General features: G+C 38.5%; 18 protein-coding genes. 16 read left to right on the plus strand and 2 right to left on the minus strand.

Annotated elements, in window-relative coordinates:
• Positions 1–57 precede the first annotated feature (57 nt).
• The 8 genes from J7E52_RS19080 (at position 58) to J7E52_RS19115 (ending at position 8,017) form a co-directional block, all read left to right on the plus strand.
• On the plus strand, positions 58–1,545 hold the full coding sequence (locus J7E52_RS19080; protein WP_214749996.1) for a tagaturonate reductase: 1,488 nt from the start codon (positions 58–60) through the stop codon (positions 1,543–1,545).
• A 310-nt stretch (positions 1,546–1,855) separates the two neighbouring features.
• On the plus strand, positions 1,856–2,560 hold the full coding sequence (locus J7E52_RS19085) for a TerC family protein (RefSeq protein WP_214749998.1): 705 nt from the start codon (positions 1,856–1,858) through the stop codon (positions 2,558–2,560).
• Positions 2,561–3,067: 507 nt separating this feature from the next.
• The gene (locus tag J7E52_RS19090; RefSeq protein ID WP_214750000.1) at positions 3,068–4,003 is read left to right on the plus strand and encodes a phosphate/phosphite/phosphonate ABC transporter substrate-binding protein; all 936 of its coding nucleotides are present in this window, start codon (positions 3,068–3,070) and stop codon (positions 4,001–4,003) included.
• Positions 4,000–4,821: a phosphonate ABC transporter ATP-binding protein gene (phnC, locus tag J7E52_RS19095; protein WP_214750002.1), complete on the plus strand. Its 822-nt coding sequence runs from the start codon at positions 4,000–4,002 to the stop codon at positions 4,819–4,821. Before J7E52_RS19090 ends, phnC begins: the two co-directional genes overlap by 4 nt.
• Positions 4,814–5,611: a phosphonate ABC transporter, permease protein PhnE gene (gene phnE / locus J7E52_RS19100; RefSeq protein WP_214750004.1), complete on the plus strand. Its 798-nt coding sequence runs from the start codon at positions 4,814–4,816 to the stop codon at positions 5,609–5,611. Before phnC ends, phnE begins: the two co-directional genes overlap by 8 nt.
• Positions 5,612–5,636: 25 nt before the next feature.
• Complete coding sequence (locus tag J7E52_RS19105) at positions 5,637–6,431, plus strand: ABC transporter permease subunit (protein WP_214750006.1); 795 nt, start codon at positions 5,637–5,639, stop codon at positions 6,429–6,431.
• Between the two features lie 21 nt (positions 6,432–6,452).
• Positions 6,453–7,199, plus strand: a complete 747-nt coding sequence (locus tag J7E52_RS19110) for a tyrosine-protein phosphatase (RefSeq protein WP_214750008.1) — start codon at positions 6,453–6,455, stop codon at positions 7,197–7,199.
• Positions 7,200–7,369: 170 nt separating this feature from the next.
• The gene (locus J7E52_RS19115; protein ID WP_214750010.1) at positions 7,370–8,017 is read left to right on the plus strand and encodes a GntR family transcriptional regulator; all 648 of its coding nucleotides are present in this window, start codon (positions 7,370–7,372) and stop codon (positions 8,015–8,017) included.
• 388 nt (positions 8,018–8,405) lie between these two features.
• Here the strand turns inward: J7E52_RS19115 and J7E52_RS19120 are convergent, their stop codons facing one another.
• Positions 8,406–9,887, minus strand: a complete 1,482-nt coding sequence (locus J7E52_RS19120) for an aldehyde dehydrogenase family protein (protein WP_214750012.1) — start codon at positions 9,885–9,887, stop codon at positions 8,406–8,408.
• A gap of 504 nt (positions 9,888–10,391) precedes the next feature.
• Between J7E52_RS19120 and J7E52_RS19125 the strand changes: the two genes are divergently transcribed.
• The 8 genes from J7E52_RS19125 to J7E52_RS19160 all read left to right on the plus strand — a co-directional run bounded on the left by J7E52_RS19125 (position 10,392) and on the right by J7E52_RS19160 (position 22,892).
• Positions 10,392–12,224, plus strand: coding sequence for a sigma-54-dependent Fis family transcriptional regulator (locus J7E52_RS19125; protein ID WP_214750014.1), 1,833 nt, complete (start codon positions 10,392–10,394; stop codon positions 12,222–12,224).
• Positions 12,225–12,475: 251 nt separating this feature from the next.
• Entirely contained in the window at positions 12,476–13,606 is a 1,131-nt protein-coding gene (locus tag J7E52_RS19130) for a histidine kinase N-terminal domain-containing protein (RefSeq protein ID WP_214750016.1), read from the plus strand.
• Between the two features lie 668 nt (positions 13,607–14,274).
• Positions 14,275–15,696: an APC family permease gene (locus J7E52_RS19135; protein ID WP_396020296.1), complete on the plus strand. Its 1,422-nt coding sequence runs from the start codon at positions 14,275–14,277 to the stop codon at positions 15,694–15,696.
• A 280-nt stretch (positions 15,697–15,976) separates the two neighbouring features.
• On the plus strand, positions 15,977–16,729 hold the full coding sequence (locus J7E52_RS19140; protein ID WP_214750018.1) for a hypothetical protein: 753 nt from the start codon (positions 15,977–15,979) through the stop codon (positions 16,727–16,729).
• Between the two features lie 271 nt (positions 16,730–17,000).
• Positions 17,001–17,996, plus strand: a complete 996-nt coding sequence (locus J7E52_RS19145) for a cation diffusion facilitator family transporter (protein ID WP_214750020.1) — start codon at positions 17,001–17,003, stop codon at positions 17,994–17,996.
• A gap of 175 nt (positions 17,997–18,171) precedes the next feature.
• Positions 18,172–18,915: a Cof-type HAD-IIB family hydrolase gene (locus tag J7E52_RS19150; RefSeq protein ID WP_214750022.1), complete on the plus strand. Its 744-nt coding sequence runs from the start codon at positions 18,172–18,174 to the stop codon at positions 18,913–18,915.
• A gap of 171 nt (positions 18,916–19,086) precedes the next feature.
• Positions 19,087–20,085 carry an NAD(P)H-dependent flavin oxidoreductase gene (locus J7E52_RS19155; protein WP_214750024.1) on the plus strand — a complete coding sequence of 333 codons (999 nt, stop codon included), beginning with the start codon at positions 19,087–19,089 and terminating at the stop codon, positions 20,083–20,085.
• Positions 20,086–20,495: 410 nt separating this feature from the next.
• Positions 20,496–22,892, plus strand: coding sequence for a YhgE/Pip domain-containing protein (locus J7E52_RS19160; RefSeq protein WP_214750026.1), 2,397 nt, complete (start codon positions 20,496–20,498; stop codon positions 22,890–22,892).
• A 153-nt stretch (positions 22,893–23,045) separates the two neighbouring features.
• Here the strand turns inward: J7E52_RS19160 and J7E52_RS19165 are convergent, their stop codons facing one another.
• On the minus strand, positions 23,046–23,645 hold the full coding sequence (locus J7E52_RS19165) for an exonuclease domain-containing protein (protein ID WP_214750028.1): 600 nt from the start codon (positions 23,643–23,645) through the stop codon (positions 23,046–23,048).
• Between the last annotated feature and the right edge of the window lie 122 nt (positions 23,646–23,767).

A 23,767-nucleotide genomic window follows, 5' to 3' on the forward strand; every position in this document is an offset into this window, starting at 1 on the left:
ACCTCTTGAAAGCGCAATCCTAATTGGATATTTCTATTAGAAAGGAGTTCCTTGATCATGAACATAAATAAAAGTCAACTGAAGCGTCTGAGTAAAGATACAAAAGCTGTCCAAAATCCACATATGATGGATTTTTCCATAAAAGTATTGCAGATTGGGGAGGGGAATTTTCTTCGAGGCTTCTTTGATTGGATGATTCATGAATGTAATAAACAAGGTCATTTCATGGGAAGTATTGCAGTTACCCAGCCTCGCCCCGCCGGAAAAGGGAAAATAGAGGAAGTAAAGCGGCAAGATGGACTGTATACCTTAATGTTACGTGGTTTTCACCAAGGGGAGAAGGTGGAACATACAGAGATCATTTCCGTTTTTTCGAAGGTGATTGATCCATATGAAGAATGGATGGGATTTTTAGCACTATCCGAAAATCCTGAATTGGAATTTGTAGTTTCCAACACGACTGAAGCAGGACTCAAATACCAGCCGATTCCTTTGGAAGATGGAAAGCCGATTGAATCTTTTCCAGGAAAACTGACTGCATTTTTGTATCATCGTTATCTGCATTTCAACGGAGATGCCAAAAAAGGACTGATCATGCTTCCATGTGAGCTTTTAGAGAGAAATGGTGATTCATTGAAGCAATGTGTTCTTAAGCATAGCGGGGATTGGGATTTACCAAAGCCATTCATGGAGTGGGTGGACCGGGACAACCTATTCCTAAACTCGCTTGTAGACCGTATCGTTACAGGATTCCCAGCCAATGAGTCGGAAACGCTATTCGCGGCATGGGGATATGAGGATACTCTGCTAAATACGGCAGAACCCTATCATTTATGGGCTATTGAAGGTGACCCTTCTATTGATGAACGTCTGCCTTTACAACAATCCGGCTTAAATGTGCGTTGGGTAAAAGATTTAACTCCTTATCAAATGAGGAAGGTTCGGATTCTTAATGGTTCACATACCTTGATGGCTCCTTTAGGGATTTTATCTGGATTGGAAGAAGTAAAACAGGCAATCGATCATTCGGAATTCAACCAATTTCTGAGCAATGCCATTCAAAAGGAAATAATTCCTTCATTACCTTTTGATCAAAATGAGATGATGCTATATGGGGAAAGTGTTCTTGAGCGATTTAAGAATCCTTTTGTACATCACCTCCTGGCCGATATTTCGCTGAACAGCATTTCGAAGTTTAAGGTTCGTCTCCTGCCCACATTAGAGGAATATCATAGGGTGAAAGGCAGGCTGCCTGACTGTATCGTACGAGGTTTTTCGGGCCTGATCCGATTTTATAAGGTTCACGAAATGAAGGGGGATTATATTGGTAAAAGCTTTTCGGGTAAAGTCTATGTCGTCAAAGACGATATAAAGTCAATTGAATTTTTTAGGGAACAATGGCTTCGTTATGAGAGGGGAGAAATCCCGCTTAGACAATTGATAGAGGCCACCTTAAGTAATCAATATTTATGGGGGAAGGATTTGAGCGATATCCCGAACCTAGGAAACGAATTATGCCAATATCTAGAAGGGATGATTGACTGAAATTATCTTTGGGCAAGGTTAAGTTCATGAATTTCCTTCCTATCTCTTATTTTTTTCTTTATTTTATTTGTATTTTTGGTATACTGAATTAGTGATATTTTTTCTTGGTAGTTTCCTATGGAAAGATATTAAAAGAATTACATATTCTTTATTCCCGTGAAGGGGAGTAGCGTCAGGGATAACCTGAAATAAAGTCGTCATTACGTGGGAATTCCACCGGCTTTATTGGCCTAATTCATTTAGTGCTTAGCGAGACCTTTGCCATTTATGGCAGAGGTCTCTTTATTTTTGTAAAAGGGAGGAAACTGTGTTGGATTTTTTAACAGGTGAATTTATTTCAGGACTTTTAGCGATCATTATGATAGATTTGGTTCTGGCCGGTGATAATGCGATCCTTATTGGATTGGCTGCAAGAAAGCTTCCAAAAGAACAGCAAAAAAAGGTGATAATATGGGGAGCGGTCGGGGCAATTGTTATAAGGATCATCGCAACGCTGCTGGTTGTTTGGCTATTAGAGGTGCCTGGACTGCATTTAATAGGGGGATTACTTCTTGTATGGATCGCTTATAAGCTCCTTATCGAAGAAGAGGAACATGATTTGAAGCCTGCAGACTCGATGTGGGCTGCCATAAAAACTATTATTATTGCGGATGCTTTGATGGGATTGGATAACGTCCTAGCGGTGGCAGGTGCATCTCATGGTAACTTCACTTTAGTCGTGATCGGTTTACTTGTATCTATCCCAGTAGTGATGTATGGAAGCACTTTGATCCTGAAACTGATTGAACGTTTCCCAGTCATCATAATAATTGGAGCGGGAATACTAGGCTGGACTGCTGCTAAAATGATCGTAGCTGAACCTTTCATGCACGACTACTTTGTAAATCCATTCATTAAATATGGATTTGAAGCGATAGTGGTGATTGGAATCCTGGTTGCTGGGACTTCAAGGCAGAAAAATATAGAAAAAGAAAAAGCAAACAGAGAAAAAATGCAAATCGAACGTAATGGATAATGGATACAAAGAGACCTTTCGAAAATGAAAGGTCTCTTCTTTTTGTCTAAGCCCGAATGATATAAGTTACAAAACAACTTTAAGAGGTAGTTTGTACTTAATTAAAGTGCTATTTTGCATATACAACTTTAAAAACCCAGCTATCTTCACATGAGAAGATTAGCTGGGTTTCTTTATTATATACGTCCAATCACTCTATTTCGGTGGTATCGATGTAAGGTGGGGTGTAGAGCTTTTCCTTTCATTAGGAAGGATTCGATATTTTTACTTTACAATTATTTACCTAGTATTTAAACAAGGCAAAAATTCACTTAATAATCTATCTGTATATTATTAGTTGAATACAAGTTGAATACCGAGAGAGGTGTGAGGCAAATCCAATTTATAATTTTTGATAGTTAAGAAGACATTAGGGGGTAATTAAAAATTTGGAGACTGTTTAACAAAATTGAGGTCAGTGATCCATTAAATGATTGTTAAATTAATTCAAAGAAGGAGATAAACAAAATGATGAAAAAATTATCAAAATTCTTTTTAACAGTAGGACTTGTATCCACTTTGGCAGCGTGTGGGAATGAGGCGAATTCAACATCCTCCGCTTCCGAAGGTACAAAAAATAAGGGATGGCCGGAAGAACTGACCTTGGTTCAAATGCCTAATGAAAACAATCCAAATGCAGCTTCCATGCATACATCCTTAAGAGATCACCTTTCCGAGGAATTAGGAATTGAAGTGAAAGAGTTTGAAGGAGGCAGTTACGCTGTTGGAATTGAAGCACTAGCAAGTGGGAAGTTAGATATTATGCTCGCTAGTCCAATGAGCTATTACCAAGCAGAACAACTGGCAGGAGCAGAATTGTTAGTTACTCCCCAAGTAGAGGGCCTTGAGTATTTTACTGCTTTTATTACAAAAAAGGATAATGAAAAAATCAACAAGATGGAGGATCTAAAAGGCAAGAACTTTGCATTTGTTAATGCGGCTTCTTCTTCAGGCTATCTTTACCCAAAGGGAACCCTTGTTCAAGAGTTTGATTTAGATCCAGATTTGGTCGAACAGTCTGGCTACTTTTTTGAAAATGTGACTTTTTCCGAATCCCACGCAAACAGTGTCATGGGTGTAAAGATGGGTGACTTTGACGCAGCAGCGGTAGCTAAAGGTCAGCTGGATAGTATGATTGAGGCAGGAACCATTAAGGAAGATGAATTCAAAACGATCGGACGGACAGATGATATTCCTGATGCTTCTTATATCGTTCGTAAGGATTTACCAGAAGATTTTAAAAAGGCGTTAAGGGATGCGTTCGTATCATTTGAAGATGAGGAGTATTTTAAAGGCGTCCATAATGATCCAAAGGCTCGTTTTGTAGTGACTGAACAAGATTATTATGATCCTACGATTGAAATGCTAGATGCTATAAATGCTTTAGAGGAAGAAGCAAAATGAAACCATTATTAACAATAAAAAATTTAGTTAAGGTCTATGGTAAAGATACACGTGCTTTGAATGGAATTTCCTTAGATTTCTATCCGGGTGAATTTATTGTTGTAATCGGTCCTTCTGGTGCTGGAAAGTCCACCTTTATCCGATGCATCAATCGCCTTGTGGACCCGTCCGAAGGGGAAATTATATTCGATGGTAAGCATCTTGAGAAACTCAGTGGACGGAATCTGCGAAAAGAAAGATCTAAAATTGGGATGATTTTTCAGCATTATAACTTGGTTGGCAGAACGAATGTGATTAAAAATGTTCTCCATGGCAAATTAAGCAGCATTCCATTATACAAGAGTTTGCTAGGGCTCTATCGTCATGAAGATAAGCAAGAAGCCGTTGAACTTCTAAAAAAAGTGGGTCTTCAAGACCAAATTTACAAACGTGCGGATGAGCTTTCTGGGGGGCAAATGCAGCGGGTTGGAATTTGTCGAGCGATCTTGCAGAGACCAAAGCTGCTTCTCGCAGATGAGCCGATCGCGTCGCTGGACCCGCTCTCTGCAAATAATGTCATGCAGCAGCTTCATACGATTTCTCTAGAAAAGAAATTAACCTGTATTGTGAACCTCCACCAAGTGGACTATGCCAAAAAGTATGCCACACGAATTATTGGGATCAAAAAAGGGGCGGTTGTTTTTGATGGAGCTCCATCACGATTAACAGATGAAATGATTCGAGATATCTATGAAGGAAAAGAATCGCAAATGACGCTTCAGGGTGTAATTGGACATGCGGTGGGAATGCAATTGGCTGTGGGGCAAAACGATGAATAGTAAAACAATACATAAGATCCCGCTCGATCAAAGAGATTCTAAAAGAACCTTTGTCATTGTGGCAGCCATCTTTGCCGTGTTGATCTTTTCAGTTTATTATTTAGAGATTTCCTTTATAGATATGTTCATGGGCTTACCAAGCTTTGTTATGTTTTTCTTTGAAAAGTTCCTTCCGCCAAACGCGGAGAATTTACAGCAATATATTCCTGCGGTGATCGATACGCTCGGTTATGCGGTCATCTCAACCTACATTTCTACGATTATTGCGTTTATTTTCGGGATATTAATCTCGGAAAATACCAATAAGTTTAAAACATTACGGGTGATTACCCGCGGTTTTGTATCGATTTTGCGAAATATCCCTTTTATCATTTGGGGAGCCTTATTGGTTTATATTTTCGGTATAGGCGGGATTGTTGGCGTTTTGGCGTTGAATCTTGTAACAATCGGATTTTTAAGTAAAAGCTATGCAGAATCGATTGATGAAATTTCTGGAGACAAGCTTGAGGCGTTACGGGCGAATGGTTCCTCTTACTTTCAAATCTTGTTTCACGGAGTCATCCCGCAGTTTGTTCCAGCTTGGATTAATTGGACGTTATTTGCCTTTGAAATTAATGTCCGAGCATCTGCTGTTTTAGGTCTCGTTGGGGCTGGGGGTATTGGCGTCTTAATTGATACAAATATTAATTTGTTTAAATACGGTGAAGCTATTACCATTATTGCCGTAATCGTCATGATTATTTTATTAACAGAGTTAGCAACCAATTCGATACGGAAACGTTTTGTTTAATTAAAGTAAGGGGATTGAAGACACAATGGAGCACATTCGAGTCACTTCAAAAGGAAGTGTTGGCAAGTCGATTCTTCTTGTTTTTATATTGGGTGCTGTGTTTATTGCAGCTGTGAAGCTTATTAACTTAGATTTGCAAAAATTTTATGAACGGTTAGAAAATGTTCCCGACGTCTTAAGTCGAATGATGGCTGTCGATTTTTCAATTGTTCCTGTTGCTCTTTTGAATATTTTGACCAGTTTAGCATTGGCTTTGTTAACATTGGTAGTGGCTGTTTTTTTAGCTATGCTTTTAAGTTTTTTAGCAGCATCGAATATTGCTCCGAATCGATACTTAGCGATTTTTATAAAAGGTTTTTTCGCCATCATTCGCTCCGTTCCTTCATTGGTATGGGGGCTAATGGTGATTGCGAGTCTAGGGTTTGGCAATGTGTCAGGTTTTGTTGCAATTTTGATCTCTGCTGTCGGCTTTCTGACCAAAACTTTTACAGGGAGTATTGAAGAGACGGGCGGCGAGATTATTGAAGCAATGAAGTCAACAGGGGCTTCTTGGTTCAAAATTGTTTATCACGGATTGATTCCGCTTTGTATTACCGCTTTTGTTGCTTGGATTACCGTTTGCTTTGAATCCAATGTTTCTGAATCTATCGGTTTAGGAATCATCGGGGTCGGAGGGATTGGTCTTTTATTGACACAAGCCATTAATACGTATAACTATGCACAAACAACGACAATTGTCTTAATGATTTGTTTACTCATGATCGTGCTTGAACTGGTGATGACGAAGGTTAAAAATAATATTAAATTTGGGAATAGTTGATTATAGGAGGATAATAAGATTATGAAAAATGCTAAATTAAATTGGGTTCGCTTGCCCATTGATAATCTGGAAAATTGTCGGGAGTTAGGTGGGTACAGCACGAAATTCGGACAACAAACAAAGTGGCACTCCTTTTTAAGATCAAGTGACATGAGTAAGCTCACTCGAGAGGACATCGTCTTTTTAAAAGAGTATGGGGTGAAAACCGTCATTGATCTGCGTGGAGAAGATGAAATTGAAACGCATAAAAATCCACTGGCAGAAGAGGATTTTTGCGAATATCATAATATTCCTTTTATTACTGAGCAGGTATCAGATATTACTCTATCTACTTATAAGTTATCCGTAGGAGATTTCTATGTTGATTTGATGGAGCAAAAAAAAGATTCGGTGAAGACAATTTTTGATGCAATTGATCAGGCTGAAGAAGGCTGCATCGTCTTTCATTGCGCGGCAGGAAAAGATAGAACAGGGATCTTAGCCATGCTGCTGTTAGGCTTAGCAGGAGTAGAAAAGAAGGATATTGTTTCGAATTATGAAGTAACCTACACCAATCTGGAGTCCATTCAACAGTATGAAAATCAATTTGAAAATATTCCAAAGGAGTTCTTATATTCTAATCGGGAAAACATTCTAATAGCCTATGAGTACATCCTTCATACCTATCAAAGTGTTGATCAATATTTGATGGCTAAAGATGTGGGGCAGGATGTGATTGAACGAGTGAAGCGACGGTTTTTAGGTATAAGTGAAACGGTTGCATCATAGAGACGGTTATAAGGTTTAGAAGGAAAATGTTAGAGCACTTCTTTCTTTCGTTTTCTCAATGTTTGAAATTCACCAACAACAATGTGAATAGAATATACTAGCTTAATTGCCGATAATCGTATGGTGATTTACGATTATTGTGTGTAATTTTGTTGAAAGGAATTGTAAAAATGACCCAACACTCACTTGTTGAAATAGCTTATAAGAAAATCCGTGAAAATTTAATTACTGCAAATTATATGCCAGGAATGCTTTTATCGGAAAATGTATTAGCAAAAGAACTAAATATGAGCCGCACCCCTATTAGAGGCGCAATCTCACGTTTAGAGTCAGAGGGATTTGTCTCATCTATTAAAAATCGTGGAATTTTCGTGAAAGAGATTTCTATGAAAGAATTGCTGGACATCTCGCAAGTAATCTTATTTTTGCAAGAATTTTCTGTAGATGAAGTAGAGTCAAGGGGTCTCTGTTTCGATCTTGAGGAATTAAAAATGTATTTAGACCTACAACTTGAAGCAGAAATGAATGAGGACTATTATAATTATGTTCAATACTCTATTCTTTTTACTCGATGTATGATTTCATCTGCAAACAATAAAACAATGATAGAATTCATGGATTCGTTGAAAGATAAATTTGTACGAATGGCTATGGTTAATTGGAAATTAACCCCTAACCAAAAACATTATTCTGCAAATCAATTAAATAAATTAATTTATGAAGCCATTTGTTCAGATAATTACTCTAGCATTAAGCAGATTTGTAAAGAAACATTCTTAAAAAACAGAGATAGAATAATTATGTCCACAGCATTTTAAAAATTTTTGACACAAAAATAGTTGATAGGGTCGTATATCCCAATCAAAGACTATCTGAATGAATCACTTATATTTAGTTGTTGGTGATGAATTAGGATGGTTTGGGTCTTACCAATGACGGAGTTAAGGAAAATGTATTCTAAATCTTCCGCAATCGGGTGCGTTTGTGTAATAAATATAAAAAGGATCAAACATATTAGCAGGCTAATATGTTTGATCCTTTTTTTTAAAAAAATAACAACCAAAGTCCGCACTTTGGTATATCCTTTTGCGAATCAGGAAACGATAACATGCTGTTAAATGCATGAAAGGAAAGAGAGGTAATTACAAATTTCCAGCTGCATTTCAATCACGATACCTGAGCCAAATGGAACGTTCACTCTTTTATTTAGTTTAAGTTAATCCATACACTTTTGACTTCCGTATAATTATCCAAAGCATAACTGCCCATTTCGCGACCGATTCCGCTTTGTTTATAGCCGCCAAATGGAGAAGCTGCATCAAAGGCGTTATAGCAGTTTACCCAAACTGTACCTGCTTTTAATTCATTCGCCACATAATGGGCTTTTTTTACATCCTGTGTCCATAAACCTGCAGCCAATCCATATTCCGAATTATTTGCACGGTTTATCACATCATCCAAATCGTCAAAAGGCATCGCAGCTACAACAGGACCGAAGATTTCTTCTTTAGCGATTGTCATTTCATCTTCAACGCCTGCAAATATGGTAGGTGCTACAAAATAACCCTCTCCTTGTCCGTATTTGCCCCCGGTAACCACTTCAGCTCCTTCAGACTTTCCTTTTTCAATATAACTGCCCACTCTCTCCAATTGTTCACTTGATACCAAAGGCCCTATCTGGGTAGATGGATCAAGACCGGCACCTTGTTTAATGTTTTTTGCATGGGAGACTAAGTCAGCTACCACGTTGTCATAGGATTTCTTTTGAATGTACAGGCGGGAACCGGCACAGCAAACTTGTCCTTGATTAAACATGATGCCCATTAACGCGCCAGGAATGGCTTTACTCATATCTGCATCCGGTAGAATGATATTAGGTGATTTCCCGCCTAATTCCAACGAGATTTTTTTCACAGTTCCCGAAGCTTGGCGCATGATCATTTTCCCTACTGAGGTTGAACCGGTAAAGGCAATTTTATCGACATCTGGATGGTCTACTAGCGGTGACCCTGCTGTTTCCCCAAATCCAGGTATGACATTGAGAACGCCAGGAGGAAAACCTGCTTCAAGCGCCAATTGACCTAAATATAATGCCGAAAGCGGCGTTTGCTCCGCTGGTTTTAAAACGATCGTACATCCGGTTGCAAGGGCTGCGCCTAATTTCCATGCGGCCATAAGTAGAGGGAAATTCCAAGGGATGATTTGTCCTACCACCCCGACTGCTTCATGACGGGTATAATTGAAGTAATTCCCAGCAACAGGTATTGTTTGTCCCACTATCTTAGTGGTCCATCCAGCATAATAACGGAAGTGATCGATTGCAAGGGGGACATCGGCATTAGTGGTTTCGCCAATCGGCTTGCCATTATCCAGGGTATCCAATTGTGCTAACGCCTCTTTATGTTCCTCCATGAGGTCCGCTAATTTATAAATGAGGCGACTGCGTTCCGATGCACTCATTTTTTTCCAAGGACCATTGTCGAAAGCCTTACGGGCTGCTTTGACAGCTTTATCCACATCTTCCGGACCTGCTTCACTCACAACCGCTAAAACCTTTCCGTTTGAAGGATCGAGGGTCTCAAAGGTTTTTCCTGAAGCAGCTTCCACCAATTCCCCATTAATTAAAAGCTTTTTAGTGCCCTTCAAGAATTCTTGCACTCGCGGATTAAGCTTAATAGTTTGTTCCATGTATAATACCCCTTTTCATTTGAATTTTAAGTTCGATATCTGTTCGGACAATGGCGTTCCTCTAAGTAAAAGGATCAGGCATAATCTTATGTTTTTGATATAATTCTCTTTGGCTGACGTGCAGCAGGTCTGAATATCTTTAAAAACTGGATTACTTGAATTCTTTCCCCCCCTTATCAAAAGGAATCAATTTCTCGACAAGTAATTATGCAAGACTGATGCCATAACAAAAAACCAATGAAACCAGTAAAGAAGATGCTGGAGAGACATGGAAAGGTAGCATACTGTTCCATATTGGAACAGGCAGTTGTGCCAATATGAAACAAAAAAGTTTAGTGGTTCGCATAAGCCTGTTTTCATTTTGGTGGAAATCTGAATTTTCTGTTATAATTAAATTGAATGAACGAACCCTGAATGCTCTTTGGATTACATAGAGTTTCAATAATGAAATTGAATAAAAAACAGTGGCCGATTTACTGATTATACATACGGGAGGTTTATTCAATGTCTGTTAATATAAGCGCGGATAAAGGAACCGTACCGGCATTTATTCAAGAATCATGGCAGAGGTGCATTTCGAAGGGACTTCAGCCAAGCATGATGGATAAGGAAGATATGCTTGGTGCATTTGAGTTGGCCGAATACCACGATCGATATGCGGAACTCCTGTACCATTCTTCCCCCATTTTAGAAGAAGTTTATCGCTCGATTAATGGTTTGGAGTCCATTTTATTACTTGCTGCCCCTGAAGGATATATCATCGAAACAGTTGGGGATCCAGCTTTCATTCGACATGCAGATAATGTTTCCCTGAGAAAAGGGGCCAATTGGCTAGAGGAATCAAAAGGAACAAATGCAATAGGAACAGCCATAGTAGAGAAAAACCCTGTATTGATTCATGGCAGTCAACACTTTCATCAGGATAACCATTTCCTTACTTGTGCCGCATCGCCCATATATCACCCTGATGGGCATCTGCTTGGTGTTTTGAACTTAAGCAGTCACCAACAGAATTATCATCCTTTTTCCATTAGTTTAGTTCAGAGGGTGGCTGATAGCATCAAACAAGCACTCTTATTGTCACATACACAAAAAAGGGAGAAAAACCTTTATTTTATATATGATTCATACCCTGATCCGTTAATTACCCTTGATAAAGAGGGGAAAGTTACAGATCTCAATATAGCGGCGTCACATGTTATCGGTACATTGAAAAAACCGGTATCGAATATAATATCAGGAACAGACCCACTTGTTTTAGAACAGAAGGTTTCAATTAAAGACCAGGAATTCCTGGTACAAACCCTTGGCAAAAATATAGAACATCAATCCTCTGTGATCGTAAGATTAAAAAAACAAAAATTGATTGATGGTTTAACAACTAATCGTTATCAATTTACCGATATCATAAGTAATGATCCGCAAATGAATCAAACCATATCAATTGCTAAAAGAGCTGCATCACTTGATATCAGCCTGCTAATCACTGGGGAAAGCGGAACGGGAAAAGAACTGTTCGCTCAATCCATTCATGGGGTTAGCTTAAGAAGTGATAAGCCATTCATCGCCATCAATTGCAGCGCAATTCCCGAAAACTTATTGGAAAGTGAGTTATTTGGGTATGAAAAGGGTGCCTTTACTGGCGCAAAAAGCGGCGGGCATAAGGGTAAATTCGAAGCTGCAGATGGCGGAACCCTGTTTTTGGATGAAATCGGGGACATGCCGCTTCAAGCTCAAGCGACTCTGCTCCGCGTTCTTCAGGAACGATGTGTAACGCGTATCGGCGGACATGCTTCAATTCCAATCGATGTAAGGGTCATTGCCGCCACCAACAAAGACCTACAAAAAGAAATTGAAGCTGGAGAATTCCGTGCAGATCTATTTTTCCGCCTTTGTGGATTATCTTTAAAACTACCAAATCTAAGGAGTCGTAAAGATTTGTTGCTGTTAGCAGAATACATTTTAGCGGATTTACCTTTTAAGAGCGAACATACCGAACTAACTGACGAAGCTAAAACATTCATTTTGGAATATTCGTGGCCAGGAAATTTCCGTGAATTGCAAAACGTGCTCGGGCAGGCTACATTCCTAGCTGATAATGGCCCGATTACAAGGGAATTGCTTATGGCACTTTGTCCTGTTTCTTCCATTACACATGAGGAAGGGGTAAGAGCCGATCGAGAACCAAGAAGCTTTCAAGAACAAGAAACCCAACTTATCAGGAATGCATTGGAACGAACAAATGGAAATATCAGTCATGCAGCGAAACAGCTCGACATCGGCCGAAATACGCTTTATAGAAAAATCAAAAAATATGGAATCAACTTACAAAAGTAAGAGATTCTTAGTATATAAAAAAATATAAAGTATGAGTTTTCTTTTTATTACAATCTCAGATTCCCGACCTGATTTGGTCAGTTCTTTGTTATCGCAAGTAACTATATGCGGACCAGCATACCTGTCTCCTTATAAGCTACTTTTCACCTTGAAAAACAATAAATAATGATGTGCAGGATATCAAAATTTCATATAGAATGATGTTATTGATGTAGTATCTAAATTCCGCAAGGGGATGTGTGGTCAATAGTATGGAGTTGTCATCTGAACATAAGAAGTATAAACATGTATTGATTCAATATTTGGAAGAAAATGAATCTGTGTTTTTAAATGAATGGAACGAGACTATTAAGATCAATGAAATAGACCCCTACAAAGAAAGAATTAAAGAAAATGGTTATGGGATGTACTCACTGGTCATCCAAACGTTCAAGGAGGTATTGTCTGATGATGTGCTGATAAAATTGGCTTACCAGGTTGCAAAAGAACGTCTTGAAGCAAATATCAACATTGGGGATTTTCTATATAATATCAATTTGGGGAGAAATATCATAATCAGAAATGTTTTTGGCGCCAATATCCCAATTAATTATCTGCAGAGATTCATTAATGACATTAACCTGCACTTTGATACGTTCAGCTACCATGCAGTAACGAGATATACGAATCTTACAAAAGAAGTGATTGAGGAAAAGAAGTCTTATATTAGTGAAAACCACAAAGATAAATTAGCGGTACTGGGTCAAATATCATCAAGCTTTGTACATGAGTTCCGAAATCCTCTTACAGCTATCATGGGGTTCAATAAATTACTGAAGAGGGAAAACCCTGAATTGAAATATTTGGATATCATTGATTATGAGTTAAATCAGTTGAATTTCAGGATAACCCAATTCCTCCATACATCTAAATCTGATTTTAATGAGGAACAAAGAGAGGCAATTTCCGTATTAAAGTTAATTGAAGAAATACAAGAACTGACTTATGCAAATATTGTGGATGCCAGCGTTAAAGTGGAAATAGATATTTATCCAAACTTTTTCATGACGGCGAGCAAGGATGGGTTAAAACAAGTGTTCTTGAATCTTTTTATAAATTCCATTGATGCCTTAAAGGATAAGGAACATCCTAGAATTTTGAGGATAAACTCTTTAATTGAGGCGAATGAAAGAATAATTCGAATTTCAAATAATGGTCCGGCCATTGCAGGTGAATTGATTGAATCTATTTTTGAGCCTTTTGTCACAACGAAAGAGTTAGGAACGGGAATTGGATTATACGTATGTAAAAAGATCATTGAAAGTAATGATGGATATATGAATTGTGTCTCCAATGAAAATTTAACCACTTTCAGCATCCATTTCCCCGAAGTTCAGAACTGAATCATAAGGGTTTAATACATATCATAGGGTAACTATACATACAGCATTAAATACATATCGAACTTTTTTGAAGCTTGTAAACATAGAACTTTAATTAATAGCAGGAGGGCATTCCGGGTCTGCCGGTATTTTACATAAAATCATTCTCAGCGAAAATAAATCTATTTGGAAGATGCCAAGAAATCATAATTGGATTTTTAGCATCTTCTTTTTTATACCTGTTATTTTTCAGAATATAAGTGTGTCGAAATATTAAAAGAAAACAACTATATTGTCAGTTATTTGATTCGATTATGAATCAAAAAAGGTCGATAATTAATATATGAATCGAAAATTGAATCTATAATTCAATATTGAATCGTTTTAAATGGATAAAAGCGTTAAACCCTAATAAAATAACTATCCTTTTTTTGGCATGGATATTGCTTTTATTTATATTATTACAAATTTTTTAGTGAGAAAGGATGTTTTTATTTGGGAAAATAGTCAGGTATAGATGAATTTGGTGGATTCAGATACATAATCAATTAATCCTTAATAATGCAGAAATGTCCATAAGTTCTATACATATCAACCAAATGCTTTTTTATTATTATTTCTATCATTATTTCTTTGAAAAAAGTTCTCAAGTTTTTGTTTTGGTCTACAGTCTTTCAAGAAAGGGATGGATTACCATTAAAGAAACTAAAAGTCTAAATAAAGTTCTTTCTAAGGTAGATATATTATTTTTGGCATTCGGGGCCATGATTGGTTGGGGTTGGGTAGTATTATCAGGTACATGGATTGAATCAGCAGGTACACTTGGAGCGATGATAGCATTTTTAATAGGTGGAGTATTGGTCACTTTTGTAGGTCTGACCTATGCAGAATTAGCTTCAGCTATGCCGGCTGCTGGAGGTGCTCTATCATATGTATTAAGGGGCGTCGGTCCAAAAGCTGCATTTGTAGCATCATGGGCCCTCGCATTAGGTTATATATCTGTGGTTGCTTTCGAAGCGGTTGCTTTGCCAACTGTCATTGAATATGTATTTCCTAATTATAAGGTAGGATTCATGTATTCTATTACTGGATATGATGTGTATTTAACATGGGTGCTTGTTGGGGTAATAGGTTCCATTTTAGTTACACTGATTAATTATTTTGGTGTGAAATCGGCAGCCATTCTCCAAATGGTTTTAACCATTGTAATAGGTCTCATTGGTTTGATGTTAATCTTTGGAGCCGGATTCACTAGTGATTTGGGAGATGCGAAACCACTATTTTTGGATGGCACAGTAGGAATCATAACTGTACTGATCATGACTCCGTTCATGTTTGTGGGCTTTGATGTAATACCTCAAACAGCTGAAGAAATGAATGTTGAGCCGAAATTAATTGGGAAAATTCTTGTATTTTCAGTAAGCCTTGCCGTTATCTGGTATATTGCCATTATATACGCGGTAGGAGTATCTTTAGATAAAAATTTAATAACAACTTCTGTATTACCAACGGCAGATGCAATGGCCACCGTCTATGGATCGAGCATTTTTGCAACCATCTTGATAATAGGTGGTGTTGCAGGTATTTTGACGAGTTGGAATGCATTTATCATTGGTGGCAGCCGAGTTCTCTATTCAATGGCGGAAAAAAAGATGATTCCAGCTTGGTTTGGTAAATTACATCCGAAAACAAATACGCCTACAAATGCTGTATTGTTTATAGGTGCTTTATCCATGATTAGTCCTTTATTAGGGAGACCTATGTTAGTTTGGCTGGTGGATGCTGGCGGACTGGCTATTGTATTGGCATATTTATTCGTTGCAATTGCCTTTGTTCAATTGAGAAAAAATGCTCCTGAGATGGCAAGGCCATTCCGTGCTGGAAAATCAAATATCGTGGGCTGGATCGCATTGGTTCTTAGCATAGGATTTATTGCCTTATACTTACCAGGTATGCCAGCGGCTTTAATTTGGCCTTATGAATGGCTGATTTTTGCAGGCTGGTGGGCTATTGGTTTTCTCCTCATGTTTAAAATGAGAAAAAATTATAGTTCTGGCGAAATGAAGTACAACGCAGACCAGTTGCCAATGGATGAGGTGAAAGAAGGGTAAAAGGAATGAATTAATCTGAGGCATTTTTGGCGAACCATATGCCACAAAGATTGATTATTGTTATTAATGGGCTGCTCTTAGTGAGCAGCTTTTTTGCTTGGTCCAACAGGATGGCAATTATTTCGCAAAAAACTCGTGGGAAATTTGGATATAAACAGTTTTCTATTACTCTCATGTCTGGCTGATTTTTGGTGCAGATTGTAATTATGATACCATTCATTTGCAACTTTGAAATCCTTTGCTAGAATATAATCTATAGAAAAGATTAGGAGTGGTGACTGTGGCTGAAACTCCAGCTGAAGATTTGATTCATTATATCGCACCAAAAGGAGAGTATATCCCTTTTTCAGATGATACGGACTATATCGCTAAAGGATTGGAATGGAAATTATTCACTGCCCGTTCGGTAAAAAGAGAACTATTATATAAAAGCGGAAGTTTTCAAGCAAAAGTCAAATTGGCAGGTTATGAACAATATGGCAACGGACTTGACACTGTAGTCGTTCAATTTGAAAATGGTAAGCTTAGTTGCATTAACCCTTCCTATTTAAAGGAAATGCAAAGCTCCAATTTCGGAAAAGAATTGTTGAGTGGCCCGGTTTCCGAAACAGCCGCAGTTCCTAATGAAACTGAGCAGGTGATGGAAGCACCAATTACGGAAGGCTCCGATCAGCTAAGTGAAGAACCAAAAAAGGCAAAAACCAAAACTAAAAAAACGACAGCAAAACCTAAGTTGGACCTACCTGGGGAAAAGGTGCATTTTATCGCGACCATCAAGGAGTTCACGGCGAAAGTGAACCATTTTACTGGTGAAGAAGATGAAGTCATACTTTTGGAGAATGTCAAAGTGACAACGGAACCTGAATTGACTATCGGCGATGCTTGGTGTGGATATAGCAAGACATTGAAAAAAGCTGAGCTCGAAGAAGGGGACGAAATCGAATTTGATGGAAAAGTGGTTGATAAAAAATACAATAAAGAAATACGGTATAAAGTAAATAATCCATCTAAGTTAGTGAAAAAGGAAGCTTAAACGCATGAAGTTCTTGGATGATAGGGAGTAAGCCACCGCTTACTCCATTTTTTGTTGCATTAATCAGTTCTCTAAAGAAATGGATGCTTTCATCGTGAACTTATTAGAATAGATGAGTCCGATCCTGGAATATATTCGTTTGTGGGAGAAGTAATGCAAGTTATTCTCGAATCGTATTGTTAAGGGTTTCGCTTTTGTGGTTTCATATATTCCAGTGTTGGGGATAATACATTATGATAATGGATTTATAAAGATTAGGGGGGGTTTTTATATGAAAGAATTATTTCGGTTATTAAAACAAGGTAATAAATCGGCGTTCATTGCTGCCTGTGTGAATAGTATCATCGCTGTGCTAAAGGGGATTGCTTATTTCATGACAGGGAATGTCGCTATGTTTGCTGAAACTTTACATACTTTGGGCGATGCTGCGAATCAGTTTTTCGTCTTCATAGGTTCCGCACTAAGTAAAAAGTCACCAACTGATCGATTCCCTGATGGTTTTGGACGTTTGGTTAACCTCGTATTATTAGGGGCAGTATTGGTTGTCGGGATCATGTCTTATGAAACGATTAAAGAAGGGTTCCATCACATTTTGCACCCTGCAGAATCAACTGGTATCCTTATTAACTTGTCCGTCCTTTCGTTAGCGGTTGTGTTGGAAACATATGTATTATTTAAAGCGATGAAAGAAGTGGTGCATGAGACTGGAATCGAAGCTAAAGGAGCAGCCGTCATATTTAAGAGCTTCACTGGTTTAAAAAGAGCAAAACCAGCGACAAAATTAGTATTTATGGAAGATATGGTAGCAACCGGTGGTGGGGTACTTGCAATCATTGCCATTTTATTAGCAAACTTTACGCCTTTTATCCAAGCGGAAGGAGTTGCTTCCGTCATGATCGGTCTCGGTATGTTCTATGTGGTTGGAAGGGTTTTTCTTGATAATGCTGCAGGTGCTCTTGGGGAAGCCGATATTGACATGCGAAAAAAAATTGGAACGATGGTCATGGATGATCCAGACGTAAGGGATATACAGAAACTGGCCGTAATAAAAGAAGGGGAAGACTTTCATGTAGAACTTGAAGTTGAACTTGATCCCCATATTTCAATCGCCCAAGCGGATGACATTAAAGATCGGCTGTTTAATGAGATATTCAAGGAAAGAGGGGTAACGGATGTCATTATAGAATTTGATGAAAATGATGGTGTCCCAAAATGGGAAGGTCAGATAAAAAAAGAATTGAATGAAATGAAAAAAGACAGGGAGTAGAAGATGTTTAGAATGGCAGAATACAAAGTGTCTCGATAAGGATATATCGTTGATTATAAAATCATGTCACTAATGATATTGCCTGTTCAATTCTTCACGTACTTTCCTTGAGTATGCATTATAAGCTATCATGGACTTAGGTACATAAAGAAGGATTATGGAAGGGTGAATAAGAATGGAGAAACAAGATATTAAGCTAGTTGCACTTGATATGGATGGCACGCTTCTCAATAAGGCTGGAGAGATATCTGAAGGAAATCGGAGAGCGATAAAAGAAGCTGAAAATCAAGGGATCTTTGTGGTATTGAGCACAGGAAGATCCTATGCGACATGCAGTGATTTTGCAAAGTCAATGGAACTCCAATCATACCTCATTACGGTAAACGGAAGCGAAGTTTACGATAATCAAGGAAAACTGGTGGAAAGGAATATCGTCGATAGTGAGTCCATACAATGGATGTGGGAATTAAGCCAAAAACATGGTACACATTTTTGGGCAATTAGCTGCGATAATATTTACAGGGCTGAAATGCCTGAAAGAATTCATGATTCGCAATGGCTTAAATTCGGATTTGATACAAATGATGAAAGCATCCGCCAAATCATCATGGATGAACTGGTATCAAAAGGAAACTTTGAAATAAGCAATTCAAGTCCAACGAATATTGAAGTGAATGCCATGGGCGTCAATAAAGCAAAAGCGATAAAGCTTGTATGTTCATTGCTCGATATTACTATGGATAATGTTATGGCAGTAGGTGACAGCCTAAATGACCTTGCGATGATTTCTGAAGCAAAAGTGGGTGTGGCAATGGGAAACGCCCAAGAAATTGTGAAAGAAAAAGCAGATTGGGTTACAGCAACAAACGATGAAGATGGTGTGGCTAAGGCCATTCGTAAATGGGCGCTTTCAAATTGAATCGACACTGTATATGGGACGTATTCCATATACAGTTTTTTATTGAATGGGGCTGCATGACAAAGAATTTTTAGCTGCTGGATTAATTTCTTGAAAATTGTGTATTTTAGAAGTATGATAATCTTGTAGTGTTATATTTTGGTAATATATTAATAATGGGAGGTTTAATGGATGACTAGAAGTGTGCCTGAACAGTGGTGGAATCAATTATCTTTACCAGTTATCTCAGCACCTATGTTTTTGATATCCGGTCCTGAGTTAGTGAAAGAATGCTGTTTGAATGGGGTGATCGGCTCTTTTCCAGCACCGAATGCGCGGCCGATAGAGGTGCTGGATCAATGGATGGGTGACATAAACGATACATTGAATGCAGCAAAGGATAAAGAACCAGGCTCAAAGATTGCTCCATGGGCAATGAATATGGTTGTCCACCGCACATATAGCCGGCTTGACGAAGAATTGGAATTGGTCAAAAAGCATCAGCCTCCCATCGTCATTACCTCATTAGGTTCACCAAAACATGTGGTGGATGTTGTACATAGCTATGGCGGCTTGGTCTTTTCGGATGTCAGCTCTGTGGATTTTGCAAAAAAAGCTGCAGAGTCAGGAGTGGACGGTTTGATCTTGGTTGCTGCGGGAGCCGGTGGGCATGCGGGTGAGATAAATAGCTTTGCTTTCGTGGACAGTGTAAGGACATTCTGGGAGGGAATCATTTTGCTTGCCGGATCCATCAGTACTGGTCACAGTATCTTGGCAGCTCAGGCTGCAGGAGCAGATCTTGCATATATGGGAACACGTTTTATCGTAGCAAAAGAGAGCAGGGCAAATGATGATTATCGTGAAATGCTTGTCGATTGTGATCATGATGACATCATCTTGACTGATGCATTTTCAGGTGTTAATTGTAATATGCTGAAACCGAGCATCAGAAAGGAAGGCATGGATCCAGAACAATTAGCCAAAAAAGAAAAAGTCGATTTTGACAGCATGTCCAAATCAAACGAATCTAAAGCGTGGCGTGATATTTGGTCAGCGGGTCACGGTGTAGGGGCAATTAAAAAAATAGATACCGCTGCCGGCATCATTAAACAATTAGAAAAAGAGTATCAGGAGTCCTTGAAGAAATTGACCGGGCAGGCCGAAAAATTAAAAGGAATTATATCGAAATGATATGAAAGCGCTTTATTAAAATGTTAATATAGCTAACAAAAAGGGTATCCTTCATGGATACCCTTTTTTGACATGTAATATCAGAGTTAATTCATGATAAGGTCTTTATCAGCTAAAAAGGCAATCTAAATAGGATATAAAGAGAAAAGCAGTAAATAAAGGATGTAAGACTGTGAAAAAATATTGATAAAAAGAAGGATAAATGTTATATTATTTTCGTGATAATGACCAAATGAACAATATAGTCATTAATTATTGGTTGTTTAAAAAGTAATATATTAAGGTGAAGATGAAGTATTTTAAATATATATTGCTGAAGCAAATGACTTAATTATGTATCCTTCAATCGTTTTCACCGGGATAGATTAATAAACGACAGCATATGCGTCGTATAGGAGGGCTTGGTAGGCGTGTTAAAATCTTTAAAGGGTGAATTTTTAGCCATAATAAAACATCCTATGATACTCATTTCCATAATAGGGATCATACTGATTCCTTTATTATATAGCGGCACGTTCCTGTGGGCATTTTGGGATCCATATGGTAAGGTGGACCAATTGCCTGTTGCCATTGTCAATATGGATGAGGGTGCGGAGTTCAACGAATCGGAACTTACAATAGGAAAAGATTTAGTCAAGGAATTAAAGGATAAGAAGGATTTCGATTGGCATTTCGTCAGTCAAAAAGAAGCCAATGAAGGCTTGGAAAATCAAGATTATTACATGAAAATAGAAATCCCGAAAAACTTTTCGAAGAATGCAACGACCTTACAGGAGGACAATCCGGAAAAACTTGATTTAATTTATACGTCCAATGAAGGGTTCAACTATATATCCACTAAAATTGGTGACGCAGCTTCGGAGAGAATTAAAGGGGAGGTTTCGTCAGCCGTTACGAAAACCTATGCGGAGTCAATGTTCGATAATTTGAACGAAGTGGCTGACGGACTCAAAAGTGCCAGTGATGGAGCTGGGGAATTGAAAGATGGGACAGATTCAGTGCAGAACGGATCCAGTGAACTTGGTGAAGGGATAAACTCGGCTAAAGAAGGTTCCAAAAAAGTGGATGAAGGAATTGATTCCCTTCATTCAGGTTCTGTCGAAATTCATGAAAACCTGGAAAAATTAGCTGAAAAATCATTGACCTTTTCGAATGGGGTCGGTTCGGCAGCTGCAGGATCAAAAGAACTCAATCATGGGTTACAACAGTTTAGCTCGGGTGTCGGACAAATGAAAGATGGGCAATCAGAGCTTTTGCAAGGAGCCAAGAAATCTGAAGCGGGAACTGGTGAATTGGCCTCTGGACTGCAACAGTCATTGGAGGGGTTCAATCAAATAGAAGAAAAGCTTCCCGCCTTGACTGAGGGAGCAAATGGTGTAGCGGCTGGTGCTGCACAGCTTTCAGGTTCATTGTCTGATTGGAGTGCAGCATCGAACGAAGCAAAAGCGGGGGCATCTGAAGTTTCAGCAGGTTTGGATGAGGTTATTTCCGGATTGAAACAACAATCTGAAGCTGCGGATGATACTGCCGAGAAAGCGCGTTTGGAGGAAGTGATTTCTTCTCTAACCCGCATCAGTGAAGGTAGTAAAGGAGTTTCTGAAGGAGTAGGGAAACTATCAGCCAGTGCAAAGGAAATTGCTAAAGGCTCAAATAGCCTTAGTGATGGAGCAAATCAGCTAGGTGAAGGCACAAGTGCATTAAGCGGTGGTTTCACTCAATTAAAGCAAGCTCAGGATAAACTCGCCAATGGGGCGAATGAACTGAAAAATGGTCAAGGTCAATTGGTGTCTGGATTGACAACTTTTGGCGATAGTATCGATTCAGCGCAGAGTGGGCTTGGACAGTTAACCGAAGGCAGCAATAACTTGGTTAGCGGGCTTGATCAGCTTGAAGATGGCTCCAAGCAATTATCTAGTGGAACCTCACAGCTTTCCGAAGGTTCGAAAGGTCTGGTTACAGGAACGGATAAGTTGAAGGAAGGTTCCTCCAGCCTTACTAGTGGCATGGGAGAACTGGCGAATGGTGCCATTAAGTTGCAAGATGGAATCGCCAAACTTTCAGATGGATCTGCAGAATTACATGAGGAATTAAATGATGGGGCAAACGAAGCAGGCAAGATAAAATCCAATGAAGAAGTATATGACATGTTTGCAAGCCCGGTTAAAGTGGATAAATTACCAATCAATAATGTACCGAACTATGGCACTAGTTTTGCACCATATCTAATTTCATTAAGTTTATTTATCGGGGCTATCGTTCTGACGATCATTTTCCCGTTAAGAGATCCTGCTGTTAAACCTGCAAGTGGATTTAGCTGGTTTATTAGTAAATACAGCGTCATGGCACTCATAGGAATCTGTCAAGCCATATTGGTGGACTCGATTTTAATTTTAGGCCTTGGAATAAATGTTACGAGCCTGCCGCTATTTTTTGCAGTAAGCATTCTTGCTAGCTGCACATTCATGGCAATCATTCAGTTCCTTGGTTCAGCCTTTGACAATCCTGGCCGGTTCATAGCATTATTGATTTTGATTCTTCAACTGACCAGCAGTGGCGGAACATTCCCAAATGAATTGGTTCCTGGCTTCCTGCAAGGATTCACACCGTTCTTACCGATGACTTACTCTATTAATGCTTTTCGGTCAGTGATCTCAACAGGAGATTTTAGCTTCATGTGGCAAAATCTTGGCATATTGGCCATTTTCCTCGTTGCAGCATTAATATTATCACTTCTTTACTTTATGTATCGGTATAAGAAATTAAACGGCGCATTTAATGAAAAACAGGAAGAAGCAACTGTACAATGATCAAAAAACAGCGACCCGTCATGGGTCGCTGTTTTTTGATCAATTACATGATAATAACGCCATCGTAAAGATATGTATTCCTGTTCTCATGAAATGAGAATTTGTGACGAATCTTTAGTACAGCCTGTACAAGGATGAAAATTATTAAAACAGCTATACCCTTGTCTTTTGAGATGCAGGTGCATATTTCTTCATCGGATTTTTTGAAATGACATCCTTTAAATAAGGATGGCCAGAAGGTCCTGGTTTTCTCATAAGGTCAATAAGGTAAGATATATCGTCCATAGCCCTGTGTGTTTGAAAATTGGTGATATTATGTGCCTGCAGTAATGTTAAGAGTTTACTATTCTCAAAGCCGTATTGCTTCCAAGGTACATTCCGCATCGTACAGAACCACTTTTGATCATTGATTTCCGGATACATTTGATAGAGAAAACTTCTATCGAAAGAGGCATTATGTGCGAAAATCGAATCGGTACGGGAAATGAAGGATTTAATTTTTTCATCGTGAAAACTTTTTCCTTCGACGGAGCTGTATGGAATTCCATGAATTCTGTATGCTTGATCATAATTCCTTCTTGCTCCATAAGAGATAGGCTCCCTTAAAAATGATTCCTGATCAATAAGATTAATAATTTCCCCTGTTTCACTGCTGTATGTAAAGAGTATAAGAGCAAGCTCAATAATTTCATCTGAAGAGGGACGTAAACCAGTTGTTTCTACGTCAAGCACTAAACCTAATCTATTAGACAATTTTTTTTCCTCCAGTTGGGTTACATTCTTCTATTATAGCTGACATATAATAGCTATTGAAAGTGTAATGATTGTTTTATAGTATCATTTTTAACGTGAAAATGATTAGACATCCTGAAATT

The sequence above is a fragment of the Bacillus sp. ISL-34 genome (genome assembly GCF_018613325.1).
Taxonomy (GTDB): domain Bacteria; phylum Bacillota; class Bacilli; order Bacillales; family DSM-1321; genus Peribacillus.

Bases quoted from the DNA above. Each gene is read 5' to 3' on its own strand.
- J7E52_RS19080 (WP_214749996.1), top strand. From the start codon at position 58: ATGAACATAAATAAAAGTCAACTGAAGCGTCTGAGTAAAGATACAAAA.
- J7E52_RS19090 (WP_214750000.1), top strand. From the start codon at position 3,068: ATGATGAAAAAATTATCAAAATTCTTTTTAACAGTAGGACTTGTATCC.
- phnC (WP_214750002.1), top strand. From the start codon at position 4,000: ATGAAACCATTATTAACAATAAAAAATTTAGTTAAGGTCTATGGTAAA.
- phnE (WP_214750004.1), top strand. From the start codon at position 4,814: ATGAATAGTAAAACAATACATAAGATCCCGCTCGATCAAAGAGATTCT.
- J7E52_RS19105 (WP_214750006.1), top strand. From the start codon at position 5,637: ATGGAGCACATTCGAGTCACTTCAAAAGGAAGTGTTGGCAAGTCGATT.
- J7E52_RS19110 (WP_214750008.1), top strand. From the start codon at position 6,453: ATGAAAAATGCTAAATTAAATTGGGTTCGCTTGCCCATTGATAATCTG.
- J7E52_RS19115 (WP_214750010.1), top strand. From the start codon at position 7,370: ATGACCCAACACTCACTTGTTGAAATAGCTTATAAGAAAATCCGTGAA.
- J7E52_RS19120 (WP_214750012.1), bottom strand. From the start codon at position 9,887: ATGGAACAAACTATTAAGCTTAATCCGCGAGTGCAAGAATTCTTGAAG.
- J7E52_RS19125 (WP_214750014.1), top strand. From the start codon at position 10,392: ATGTCTGTTAATATAAGCGCGGATAAAGGAACCGTACCGGCATTTATT.
- J7E52_RS19130 (WP_214750016.1), top strand. From the start codon at position 12,476: ATGGAGTTGTCATCTGAACATAAGAAGTATAAACATGTATTGATTCAA.
- J7E52_RS19145 (WP_214750020.1), top strand. From the start codon at position 17,001: ATGAAAGAATTATTTCGGTTATTAAAACAAGGTAATAAATCGGCGTTC.
- J7E52_RS19150 (WP_214750022.1), top strand. From the start codon at position 18,172: ATGGAGAAACAAGATATTAAGCTAGTTGCACTTGATATGGATGGCACG.
- J7E52_RS19155 (WP_214750024.1), top strand. From the start codon at position 19,087: ATGACTAGAAGTGTGCCTGAACAGTGGTGGAATCAATTATCTTTACCA.